Source organism: Nocardia sp. NPDC056564 (assembly GCF_042793755.1).
In the GTDB taxonomy this organism is placed as follows: domain Bacteria; phylum Actinomycetota; class Actinomycetes; order Mycobacteriales; family Mycobacteriaceae; genus Nocardia.
Genome location: NZ_JBHTUR010000002.1, coordinates 146,914 through 158,380, shown reverse-complemented (window position 1 = coordinate 158,380; position 11,467 = coordinate 146,914). Strand labels below are relative to the sequence as shown.

11 protein-coding genes are annotated in these 11,467 nt (G+C 69.3%); 1 reads left to right on the top strand and 10 read right to left on the bottom strand.

Annotated elements, in window-relative coordinates:
- The first annotated feature begins 269 nt into the window (after nucleotides 1-269).
- Nucleotides 270-1,565 carry a PQQ-binding-like beta-propeller repeat protein gene (locus ACFQ9K_RS04745; RefSeq protein ID WP_378718984.1) on the top strand — a complete coding sequence of 432 codons (1,296 nt, stop codon included), beginning with the start codon at nucleotides 270-272 and terminating at the stop codon, nucleotides 1,563-1,565.
- Here the strand turns inward: ACFQ9K_RS04745 and ACFQ9K_RS04740 are convergent.
- The 10 genes from ACFQ9K_RS04740 to ctaD form a co-directional block, all read right to left on the bottom strand.
- On the bottom strand, nucleotides 1,549-2,745 hold the full coding sequence (locus tag ACFQ9K_RS04740; protein ID WP_378718986.1) for a class I SAM-dependent methyltransferase: 1,197 nt from the start codon (nucleotides 2,743-2,745) through the stop codon (nucleotides 1,549-1,551). The two genes, ACFQ9K_RS04745 and ACFQ9K_RS04740, sit on opposite strands and share 17 nt — an antisense overlap.
- Entirely contained in the window at nucleotides 2,746-3,723 is a 978-nt protein-coding gene (locus ACFQ9K_RS04735; protein ID WP_378718988.1) for a class I SAM-dependent methyltransferase, read from the bottom strand.
- 168 nt (nucleotides 3,724-3,891) lie between these two features.
- Entirely contained in the window at nucleotides 3,892-4,668 is a 777-nt protein-coding gene (locus tag ACFQ9K_RS04730) for an enoyl-CoA hydratase-related protein (RefSeq protein ID WP_378718990.1), read from the bottom strand.
- Between the two features lie 30 nt (nucleotides 4,669-4,698).
- Nucleotides 4,699-5,469, bottom strand: a complete 771-nt coding sequence (locus tag ACFQ9K_RS04725) for an NUDIX hydrolase (RefSeq protein ID WP_378719017.1) — start codon at nucleotides 5,467-5,469, stop codon at nucleotides 4,699-4,701.
- 110 nt (nucleotides 5,470-5,579) lie between these two features.
- Nucleotides 5,580-6,413: an ABC transporter ATP-binding protein gene (locus ACFQ9K_RS04720; protein ID WP_378718993.1), complete on the bottom strand. Its 834-nt coding sequence runs from the start codon at nucleotides 6,411-6,413 to the stop codon at nucleotides 5,580-5,582.
- Nucleotides 6,414-6,474: 61 nt separating this feature from the next.
- Nucleotides 6,475-6,642: a hypothetical protein gene (locus ACFQ9K_RS04715; protein WP_378718994.1), complete on the bottom strand. Its 168-nt coding sequence runs from the start codon at nucleotides 6,640-6,642 to the stop codon at nucleotides 6,475-6,477.
- A gap of 162 nt (nucleotides 6,643-6,804) precedes the next feature.
- The gene (locus tag ACFQ9K_RS04710) at nucleotides 6,805-7,611 is read right to left on the bottom strand and encodes a peptidyl-tRNA hydrolase (RefSeq protein ID WP_378718996.1); all 807 of its coding nucleotides are present in this window, start codon (nucleotides 7,609-7,611) and stop codon (nucleotides 6,805-6,807) included.
- On the bottom strand, nucleotides 7,611-8,057 hold the full coding sequence (locus ACFQ9K_RS04705) for a protease inhibitor I42 family protein (RefSeq protein WP_378718999.1): 447 nt from the start codon (nucleotides 8,055-8,057) through the stop codon (nucleotides 7,611-7,613). The genes ACFQ9K_RS04710 and ACFQ9K_RS04705 overlap by 1 nt, the downstream gene beginning before the upstream one ends.
- A 101-nt stretch (nucleotides 8,058-8,158) precedes the next feature.
- Nucleotides 8,159-9,379 carry a phosphoserine phosphatase SerB gene (gene serB, locus ACFQ9K_RS04700; RefSeq protein ID WP_378719001.1) on the bottom strand — a complete coding sequence of 407 codons (1,221 nt, stop codon included), beginning with the start codon at nucleotides 9,377-9,379 and terminating at the stop codon, nucleotides 8,159-8,161.
- Nucleotides 9,380-9,500: 121 nt separating this feature from the next.
- Nucleotides 9,501-11,243 carry a cytochrome c oxidase subunit I gene (gene ctaD, locus ACFQ9K_RS04695; RefSeq protein WP_150405386.1) on the bottom strand — a complete coding sequence of 581 codons (1,743 nt, stop codon included), beginning with the start codon at nucleotides 11,241-11,243 and terminating at the stop codon, nucleotides 9,501-9,503.
- Nucleotides 11,244-11,467: the final 224 nt, after the last annotated feature.

Sequence of the window (11,467 nt, the reverse complement as noted above, 5' to 3'; positions counted from 1 at the left end):
ACGGGTAGAGCATAACGGGCGCGGTCCGGCCCGATCCGGCCACCGACCGGACCGCAACGGCAGGACTCGGAACACGCGCGCGAGCCGCTCCCGTACAGTGACTGCTGCGCCGAGGGCGGCGCCCCCCGAATCCACACGCGTACACCCGAACCGGGTCGCTCCAGAGTTGTGGGTCGGCACGCTTTAGTCTCGTGCGAGCGGAAACGACGACAGGAGTGCAGCAGGTGCGAAGCGGCGTACTGGCTAGTTCCAGGTGGCGGCCGTCCCGGGTGCGGGTTGTTGCGTCGCTGGCCGCGGTCGGTGCGCTGGCCCTGACCGGCTGCGGCACCGATGTCGACGACATCGCGGTCGGTCCGGGCAAGGGCTGGCCCGCCGCGTACCACGACGGCCGCAACGGCGGCAGCAGCCCGGTGACCGGCGCCAAGAAGATCGCGCTGAGCTGGACGCGCCCGATCGGCGGGCCGATCGCCGAGCCGGTCACCATCGGCCCCGACGGGCAGATGTTCCTGACCACGAACACGCCGACCTGCACCCTCTACTCCTTCCAGATGGCCACCGGCCGTAAGCGTTTCTGCAGCGGGCTCGGTCCCACGGCGATCGCGACACCGTCGGTGGTGGACGGCATGACGAACGTCTATGTCGGCGACGACAAGGACAACGTCGGCGCGGTGATCTCGTTCAACTACCTCGGCCAGCCGCGGTGGCGCACGACGGTGGCCGGGGCCCCGGTCTCGACCCAGTTCACCGGCGACGGAAACCTGTTGACCGTCACCCAATCCGGGCAGGTCGACGTGCTCTCCCGGCAGACCGGCCAGCGCGTCGTGTCCACCGTGCAGTTGCTCGGCCAGCCGGACTTCCTGAACAACCCGAACCTCGGCTGGCCCGCCGCCGGGCAGGGCCTCGACGAATGCCGGGTCGGCGAGCCGCAGTGCCCGGTCGCGAACATCTCCGCGGTCGACACCGCGACCGGCCGCTTCTTCGTCACGGTATGGAAGCCGGGCCAGCCGACCGCAGCGCTGGTCGCGCTTCGGTACGCGGACAACAAGATCCAGCAGGAATGGAGCGCCGACCTGCTCTTCGGCGGCAGCGCCACCAGCCCGACGCTGTCCGCCGACGGCAAGACGGTCTACGTGGGTGACAACACGAACCGGCTGATGGCGGTGAACGCGGCCGACGGGCGCACCAAGTGGGTGCAGCCGCTGGAATTCACTCCGCGCGGCGGCATTTCGGTGTCCAGTGACGGCCTGATCATTCCGTCCGGCGACGAGGGCTACCTGTTCGCCCTGCGGGACAAGGGTGACGCGGCCGAAGTCGCTTGGGAGCGCAAGGATCTCGATCTGCGCGGCACCCCGGTGCAGACCGCGGGCGGCACCGGCTACACCGCTGCGGCGATCGGTGCCGGACTGAACCTCATCACCTTCGACACCAAGACCGGCTCGACCATCGACTCCGATGTGCTCCCCGGCGCGCAGGGCAGCACCACCGGTACCTCGGTCGGCGCCAACGGCGAGGTCATCGTCGCCACCCGGATCGGCGAGCTGTTCGTGTTCAAGCCCGAGCGCTGACCGCACGCGGGGTCGCGGCGACGGCGGTACACAGGAAGGCCGTCGGGGTGCGCCCGATTCGGGTGATCACCAGGGTGAACGGCCGGGTGCCCTGGGGCTTGAGGGCGCGGCGGAGTTTGTCCGGGTCCACATCGACGCCGCGCACCAGGATTTCCAGGGGGCCGCAGTCGTGGCGGCGGAGTTCGGCGCGGAGGGTCTTCTCGCGGTAGTCGAGGCGATCGAGGACACGGAAGCCGCGGGTTCCCGGCGGGACGGCGTTGCCGGTGAGATAGGCGATACGTGGATCCAGTTGCCAGAGACCGTGTTTCGCCGCGTAGTGGCGGACGAGTCCGGCGCGGACGACGGCGCCGTCGGGATCGACGATCCAGTCGCCGGGCTCCTGGTCGGGGAGATCGTCCGGTTCCGCGTCGGTGAGGGTGAAAGATGTTCCGGCCGAGGCCGATACGGTCGCCCGGCGCGTGACCGCGGGGTCGGACAGGCCGGCCGACCAGAGGCAGGCCTCGCGCACCGCGCCGTCCAGGGAGACCACCTCGATCTCCCCGGACCAGTCGAGCCGGTCGAAATCCAGTCCGGGCGCGCACTTCACGGCGATATCACGGTCGGGGTAGGCGGCGAGCAGGTCCGGCAGCGGCGGTTGCAGCTTGGCCGGGTCGTGCGTGCGCTTCCCGTCCGCTCGCCGCGCGGGGTCGGCGATGACGACGGTGTCCCTGCTCACCGGCACGAGCGCGTCGGCCTTGGCGAGCAACACATTTCGGCGATCGGCCAGGTTGTGCGCGGCCATGGCCAACCGCGTGTCATCCAGATCGCTGCCGATGACCGCGGGACACACTCGGGCAAGTTCGGCCAGCTCCGCGCCGATCGAGCAGGTCACGTCGTGCACGGCCCGCCCGGCCAGCCGAACGGCCCGCTGCCGGGCGACCAGCGTCGGGGTCGCCTGCTGCAACGCGTCGTCGGTGAACAACCAGTCCCGCGCGTCGGCGAGCTTCACCCCCGCCTTGCGCCGCAGCCGCACCGTCTCGACCAGCGCGGCCGCCCGGTCACCGTACGCACGCCGCACCCACGCCAGATCGCGCAGGTGCGACGCCTGGGTCAGCTCCAGCCGATCCACCTCGGTCAGCGCGGCGATGCCCGCCGGACCGCCGAGGTAGGCGACATCCTCGCGGCTGAAGCCGTAGCCCACTTACTTGGCAGACGAGCCGGGCTTCACGCCGGTGATCATCGCGTTGTAGAAGAACTGACGCGGCACCACCCGGCGCATGACGTTCTCGTCCAGCCAGCTCAGGCGCAGCCACGCCTTGTACATGGCCAGGCGGTAGCCCATGGTCAGCTTCTCGTCCGGCACGGCCGCCTCGAAGGTGCGCACCGGCCAGCCCCACAGTGCCGCCGCGAACTCTTCGGTGGACGCCTTCACGTCGACCGCGCCCGCGGCGGCGGCCATCCGCTCCAGCTCGCTCGGGTCGAACGTGTGCAGGTCGACGACCGCCTCGAGCGCGGCGGCCCGGGAGGACTCGTCCAGCTCGGTCTGCGGCCGCCGCCAGCCGGACAGCTGCGGCAGCTTGGTGACGGTGGTGGTGGCCTTCCAGGTGATCCGGCCGAGCCAACGAGCGTAGAAGTTGCCCGCGGTGGTCGGCTCGCCGGCGAAGACGAAGCGGCCGCCGGGCTTGAGCACGCGCAGGCATTCCTTCAGCGCGAGTTCGACATCGGGGATGTGGTGCAGCACCGCGTGCCCGCACACGAGGTCGAAGGTGTCGTCCTCGTACGGGATGGTCTCGGCGTCGGCGACCCGGCCGTCCACGTCCAGGCCGAGGTGCTCGGCGTTGCGCAGCGCGACCTTCACCATGCCGGGCGACAGGTCGGTGACCGAGCCGGACTTGGCCACGCCGCCCTGCATCAGGTTCAGCAGGAAGAAGCCGGTGCCACAACCGAGTTCGAGCGCGCGCTCGTACGGCAGCGGCGCCGGGCCGACGGCCGCGTCGAACCGGCCGCGGGCGTAGTCGATGCAGCGTTCGTCATACGAAATCGACCATTTGTCGTCGTAGGTCTCGGCTTCCCAGTCGTGATAGAGCACCTGGGCGAGCTTCGTATCCTTGCGAGCTGCTTCGACCTCCGCCTCGGTGGCGTGCGGGTTAGGCGCGGGGTCGTCGGGACGTACCGTCATGGAGGCCAAGCCTACCCAAACCCGCTGGCCCGGCCTGCTGTCGGCCCATGGTTTCCGGTCACAGCTGGACCAGCGGCCAGATAGGAACCTGTTCCCATCAGGTGATCTTCGACAAACCGCTGCTCAGACCCGCACAAACCGGGCCGCGAAGATCACCGCCGGGACCGCTCAGCGACCGACGAAAGCCGCCGAGCCTGGGCCGTCGGCGAGGTAGGACCCGGTGCCGATCCGGCGGTCCTCGGTGCCGAACAGATCGGACCATTCGGTCTGCGCCCGGTCGAGCCCGTGCGGGCCTGCCTCGAACACCGCCTTCGCGGCGGCGAGGGCGCGCGCCGGGCCGTCGGTGAACCGCTGCGCCCAGTTCAACGCGGCGGTGTACACATCGTCGGGCGGCACGACCTCGTCCACCAGACCGAGCGTGCGCGCCTCCTCGGCCTCGACGAAGCGACCGCTGTAGACGAGGTCCCTGGCCGGTCCAGGACCGATCAGCAGCGACAGCCGCCGGATCCCGGCCAGCGGGATCAGCCCGGCCTTGATCTGCGGCAGGCCGAGCTTGACGTTGTCGCCGATGATCCGCCGATCCGCGCCGAGCGCGAGTTCGAGGCCGCCACCCAGGCAGTAGCCGGTGATCGCGGCGACGGTCGGCTGCGGCAGCCGGGCCAGGCAGCCCAGATCGCGTTGCAGATCCCCCGCCATCGCGCGGGCCTGGTCCGCGCTCAGCCCGGCCAGCTCGGTCAGGTCGTCGCCCGCCGAGAAGACGCGCTCGTCGCCGTAGAGCAGGACCGCGGCCACCGTCGGGTCCGCGGCCACCGTGTCCGCCGCTCGCGCCAGCTCCCGCACCAGCTGCGCGTTCACCAGGTTCATCGGCGGGCGAGCGATCCGGAGGACGGCGACGCGGCGCGCGGGAGCACCCTCGAGCAGATCCAGGGTCACGAATTCGGCCATGGGACGCCACGCTACCGGCCGGGCGCCGCCCTACTTGCGCACGGATCCCTTGAGCCTGCTCGCATCCGGGAGACCGGCGAAGTAGCGCTCACCATCCGGGAAACTGAGCATGCGCTCGCCGGTATCGGCCGACAGCACCGGCATGATCGGCTCGATGGCCGGCTCGGCGGCGAAAATCTCGGCGGTGGAACCGAATTCACCGAGCGCGTCCAATTGCGACCAGGTGGGCGGCAGCAGGATGTCGGTACCGGCCCGCCAGCGCCGCAGCGCCTCGGCCGGGGTGCGCCACTGCACCTCCGCCGCCTCGGAGGTGGCGCCGTCGGCCAGCTGCCCCTGCGGCAGCACGGCCACGAAGAACCTGGTGTCGTAGCGGCGCGGCTCGACCACCGGGGTGATCCAATTCGCCCACGGCCGAAGCAGATCCGCGCGCAGCACGAGGTGCTCCGCGGCCAGGAAACCGGCCAGGGACAGTTCGCGGCGCTCCAGCTTGCCCCGGGCGTCGCGGTAGCCGGTGGTGTCGGAGACGACGGTGTCGGCGGTCGGGCCGGCCAGCAGCACACCGCATTCCTCGAACGTCTCCCGCACGGCGGCGCAGACCAGCGCCTTGGCCCGCGGCTCGGTGGTGGCGAAACGCTCGGCCCACCAGGCGGGTTCGGGCCCGGCCCAGGCGATGTCGGCGGTGCCGTCGGCGGGGTCGACGCCGCCGCCGGGGAACACGGTCATCCCCGCCGCGAAGGCCATCGCGCCCACCCTGCGCTGCAGGAAGATCTCCGGACCGGATGCGCCGTCGCGCACCAGCATCACCGTCGACGCGTCCTTGGGCGACGGAGCCTGAGAGTCACCAGGCACTTTTGTCTCACTCACTCCTGCACCATAACGCGCGCCCGGTGAGCGCCGTCACGGGCAGCGGGTCAGCGGTGGCGGTGCTTTCCGGCGCGACGCGCGCGGCGGGCGAAGTAGCGGCCGTCCACCCGGTCGAGCGCGATCGCCTGACGGAAGGCGTCACTGAGGTTCTCCGAGGTGAGGACGTCGGTGAGCAAACCTTGCGCGATCACTTCGCCCTCGTTGAGCAACAGGCCGTGGGTGAAGCCCGGCGGGATCTCCTCGACGTGGTGGGTGACCAGCACGATGGCGGGGGCGTCCGGGTCGGCGGCGAGATCGCCGAGCCGTTCCACCAGTTCCTCGCGGCCGCCGAGGTCGAGACCGGCGGCGGGTTCGTCCAGCAGCAGCAGTTCCGGGTCGGTCATCAGCGCGCGGGCGATCATCACCCGCTTGCGCTCGCCCTCCGACAGCGTGCCGTAGGTGCGGTCCGAAAGGTGTTCGGCGCCTAGGCTTTCCAGCATGTTGATGGCACGGTCGGTGTCGACGTCGTCGTAGCGTTCGCGCCAGCGGCCGAGCACCGCGTAGCCGGCCGACACCACCAGGTCGCTGACCTTCTCGTCGCGCGGTACCCGCCCGGCCACCGCGGCGGAGGACAGGCCGATCCGCGGCCGCAGCTCGCTGATGTCCACCTTGCCGAGCACCTCACCGAGCAGATGGGCGATGCCCGAGGTCGGGTGCATCTCGGCGGCGGCCATGCGGAGCAGTGAGGTCTTGCCCGCGCCGTTGGGGCCGAGCACGACCCAGCGTTCGTCGAGCTCGACCTGCCAGGTGACCGGGCCGACGAGCGTGTGGCCCGAGCGGCGAACGGTGACGTCGGTGAAATCGATGAGCAGATCGGGATCCGGTTGCGGCACGCGGTCCATCTTGGCCCACCCGCCCGGCTACTCGCCAACGCGGGCGGGTGTGAAAAGCGTGTCGCCCGGGTCAGCGGCGACGGCCGAGCGCGAAGAACTCGCGAAGCCGCTGGTCGTCGGGTTGATCCGGATTATGTTGGCCCTCGTCGTCCGACTTGTGTAGCAGCCGGGCAACGATGAGTGCCAAGGGAACCGACAGGAGCACCCACAGGGCGAGAATCACCAGCAGCGTCGTCATAGCTGGTCCTTCCTTCGGTCGGCAAGGCCGCGATGCCGATAATCCAGCCTCCGCCCGGGTGGCTCGGCGGGGGTAGGGCACAACGTCCTCGGTGAAGTTGCATAGAGAGATACCCCGTTCGACCCCGCGCGACGCACTTTCGGCGCGGGTGTTTTCCAGCGGTTACCAGGATCGGGCCTGCGCCGCGATCACCGTCATCGAGCCGGGCGCCACCTCGGTGAACCCGGCGTCGCGCACCGCCACCGCCGTGCCGCGCGCGACCTCATCGGTCAACTCTTTCCATTGTCGCGCATCGGCTTCTCTTACGGAGCAACGGAATTCGAGTTCGGCCCAGTGCAGCGCCCGCTCCGCGCTCAGCGCACCCGCCAGCAACATGCTGGCGTGCCCCACCTGGGCGGCCGCCTTGCCCAGCGTCATGCCCAGTCGCGAATCAACCCACAGCACCGGCGATTCCGGGTCGGCGGGCCCCGGATCGTCGTGCTCGAGGTCGGTGCCGCCGATCTGCAACCGCCGGATCCGCGGGTCGACGTCGCCCACCGGTCCGGGCACGAACGCGCGCGCCTGCGCACCGTCGACCTCGACCGTGACGCCGTCCACCTCGTTCGCCGCGAGCCACTGGGCACCCCGCGCCCGCCGGCTCACCTTGCGGATGCGCGAACGCTTCCAGGCCAGGTAGCGCTCGGCCCATTCGCCGCCGGGACCGACCCGCGGGTCCAGGCACAGCGCGACCGACGCGGTGGCCGCCGCGGCGAGCAGCGCGCTGCGCGGCGGCGGATCGACCTTGGGCAGGTGCAGCACGATCTGCATCGCCTGCACCAGGGCCGGGTCGTCGGGGTCACCCGCCCCGCCGTAGCCCTGCGCGAGTTCCGCGTGCCGGACACGGAACCCCGCCGCATCGAATCGCACCGGCTGCTCAGGGTTTTCCAGGGCATCCCGGACTCCGGCACCACATTCCGGGATGCTCGACATCACTCCACCTTGATCGTCATCGAAAACTTTTGCGCCGGTTCGATTCCCTGCTCCCACGGCCGCAGATAATCCATGGAGAGCTTGGTGCTGCCCGCGGCCTTACCGACGAAGGTCCATACCGAACCACCGCCGGAACCGGGCGCCACCGGCACGTTCGGGTCCGGCTTGAACCCCGGATCGCCCTGCGCCTGAAGCAGATTCGCGTCCAGCTCGGTGATCTGCCACAGGTATCCGGTCGACGGATTCGCGGGCAGCGTCACCACCAGCGACTGGCCGACGGCGAGCGTTCGCTCCTGCCCGTTGTCGGCCTCGGTGACCGTGACCGCGGCGGGCCCGGGCGCCGACGTCGGCGCGGCCGTGGCACTCGCCCCCGAGTCGGTCGAATCGTTCTTGCCGCACCCGACAACAGCCAATCCGAGCAGCAGCACAAGCAGAGATTTCCGCAACGCACCCTCCGATTTCGCCCGACGATCCTGGTCCGCGCCAGCCTACCGACGGCGACCGGCGAACCAGGCCATCGACACCGGCGCACCCGGCGGCGTCGCGGTCACTGGTCGAGCGGCACGCGACGGATCAGTCCGTCGCGCGCGTCCGCGGCCTCCACCTCGTGCCGGGTGACGCCGAGGATGTACAGCACGGCATCCAGGTAGGGATGCGACAGCGCGGTATCGGCGATCTCGCGCAGCGCGGGCTTGGCATTGAACGCCACGCCGAGCCCGGCCGCGTTGAGCATGTCGATGTCGTTGGCGCCGTCGCCGACCGCGACCGTCTGCTCCATCGGCACGCCCGCCTCGGCCGCGAACTTGCGCAACGCGGTGGCCTTCGCGGCACGGTCGACGATCTCGCCGACCACCCGTCCGGTCAGCTTGCCGCCCTTGATCTCCAGGGTGTTGGCCTGCACGAAGTCCAGCTCGAGTTCGTGCGCCAGCGGCTCGATCACCTGCCGGAAACCACCCGACACCACACCGCAGCGGAAGCCGAGCCTGCGCAAGGTGCGAATGGTGGTGCGCGCGCCGGGCGTCAGTTCGATCTGGTCGGCCACCTCCTCGATCACCGACTCGTCCAGCCCCGCGAGCGTCGCGACCCGCTGCCGCAGCGATTCGCCGAAGTCGATCTCGCCGCGCATGGCGGATTCGGTGACCTTGCGGACCTCCTCCTCCACGCCCGCGTGCGCGGCGAGCATCTCGATCACCTCACCCTGGATGAGCGTCGAGTCGACGTCGAACACGATGAGCCGCTTGGCCCGACGGGCCAGCCCGGCCCGCTCCACCGCGATGTCCACCTGTTCGGCGACCGCGACCTCGGCCAGCGCCGTGCGCAGCCGCGAGTCGGTGTCCGCACCGGTGTCGGTCGCAGTGACCAGCAGCTCCATGCCGGTGACCGGGTAGTCCGCGATGCCGCGGATGGTGTCGATATTGGCGCCGAGCGTGGCCAGCTGCCGCGACACCGCGCTGAACGCGTGTGCGGTCACCGGGGCGCCGAGGATGACCACCGCGTGGGTGGACATGGGCTCGCGGCCGATCGCCGCGTCCACCTCCACGTCGACGTGCACGCCGACGGTGTTCATCGCCTCTTCGAGCTCGTCCTGCAACGACTCCGGATCACCCGGACAGGTGACCAGCACGCCAAGGGTCAGCCGCCCCCGAATGACGACCTGCTCGACATCCAGCAGGCTCACGTGGTGCCGCGACATCGCCGCGAGCAGCACGGACGTCACACCGGGACGGTCGGGTCCGGTGACGGTGACGAGAACGGTGGTGTCGGCCAACTGATCCACTCCAGGCTAGAAGTTGCGCTTGACCTCGTTGTCACGTCGCTCCGGTACTGCACAAACGAGTGTGCACCCGCTGTCACCAGCAGGTGCACACTCGTGGGGGTAACTGAAATTCCTACTTGGTGGCCACGGCGCCTTCGTGGACGTCCGTGGCGTGCTTGCCCGAGCCCCAGCCGACGTGCGCCTCGGCGCGCATCCGCTCGACCATGTGCGGGTAGTGCAGCTCGAACGCAGGCCGCTCGGACCGGATCCGTGGCAGCTCGTAGAAGTTGTGCCGCGGCGGCGGGCAGGTGGTCGCCCATTCGAGCGAGTTGCCGTAACCCCACGGGTCGTCCACGGTGACCACCTCGCCGTAGCGGAAGCTCTTGAAGACGTTCCAGATGAACGGCAGCATCGAGGCGCCCAGGATGAACGCGCCGATGGTGGAGATCGTGTTCAGCGTGGTGAAACCGTCGCTGGGCAGGTAGTCGGCGTAGCGACGCGGCATGCCCTCGGCACCCAGCCAGTGCTGCACCAGGAACGTGGTGTGGAAGCCGACGAACGTGGTCCAGAAGTGCCACTTGCCCAGGCGCTCGTCCATCATCCGGCCGGTGATCTTCGGGAACCAGAAGTAGATGCCGGCGAAGGTGGCGAACACGATGGTGCCGAAGAGCACGTAGTGGAAGTGCGCGACGACGAAGTACGAGTCGGTGACGTGGAAGTCCAGCGGCGGGCTGGCCAGGATGACGCCGGACAGACCACCGAAGAGGAAGGTCACCAGGAAGCCGATCGACCACAGCATCGGCGTCTCGAAGGTCAACTGCCCGCGCCACATGGTGCCGATCCAGTTGAAGAACTTCACCCCGGTCGGCACCGCGATCAGGAACGTCATGAACGAGAAGTACGGCAGCAGCACGGCGCCGGTGGCGTACATGTGGTGCGCCCACACCGCGATCGACAGCGCGGCGATGCCGAGCGTCGCGTAGACCAGCGTGGTGTACCCGAAGATCGGCTTGCGCGAGAACACCGGGAAGATCTCGGACACGATGCCGAAGAACGGCAGCGCGATGATGTACACCTCGGGATGTCCGAAGAACCAGAACAGGTGCTGGTAGAGCAGCACGCCGCCGGTGGCCGGGTCGTAGATGTGGCCACCGAGGTGCCGGTCATAGGCGAGGCCGAACAGCGCGGCGGTCAGCAGCGGGAAGGCAAGCAGGACAAGCACGCTGGTGACGGCGATGTTCCAGGTGAAGATCGGCAGCCGGAACATGGTCATGCCGGGGGCACGCAGGCAGACCACGGTGGTCAGCATGTTGACGCCGCCGAGGATGGTGCCGAGACCGGACACGGCCAGGCCGAGGATCCAGAGGTCGGCGCCGACGCCCGGCGAGTGCAGGATGTCGGTCAGCGGGGTGTAGGCGGTCCAGCCGAAGTCGGCGGCGCCACCCGGGGTGATGAAGCCCGCGGTCGCCATCGTGCCGCCGAACAGGTACAGCCAGTAGCTGAACGCGTTCAGTCGCGGGAAAGCGACGTCGGGGGCGCCGATCTGCAACGGCAGCACGATGTTCGCGAACCCGAACACGATCGCGGTCGCGTAGAACAGCAGCATGATCGTGCCGTGCATGGTGAACAGCTGGTTGAACTGCTCGGGCGAGAGGAACTGCAGGCCGGGACGGGCCAGCTCGGCGCGCATCATCAGCGCCATCAGGCCACCGACGAGGAAGAAGCTCATCGCGGTCACCAGGTACATGACCCCGAGCACCTTGGGGTCGGTGGTGGTGACCATCTTGTAGAGATACGAACCCTTGGGCCCGGTCCGTGCCGGATACGGCCGAGTCGCTTCCAACTGCTGGACTGGCTGGGGCTCTACCGCAGTCACTGATCCTCCTGAAGGTGCCTTTAGGTTCGCTCCGCAGGCTCCGCTGCTTGCATCCATCCCCGTGTCGGAACAGACGACAGTTCGCTTGCGCTCCTGGAATCGTAAACCGTGCTGCCGCAGCAATCCGCACGGGTCCTACTCTGTGTCGTATTTCGTTGGTCCGGAGGTACCGACGGCAGCGATGAGTTTCGTTCGCGGCAGGCGTCTCTATCGGTGACCAGTGT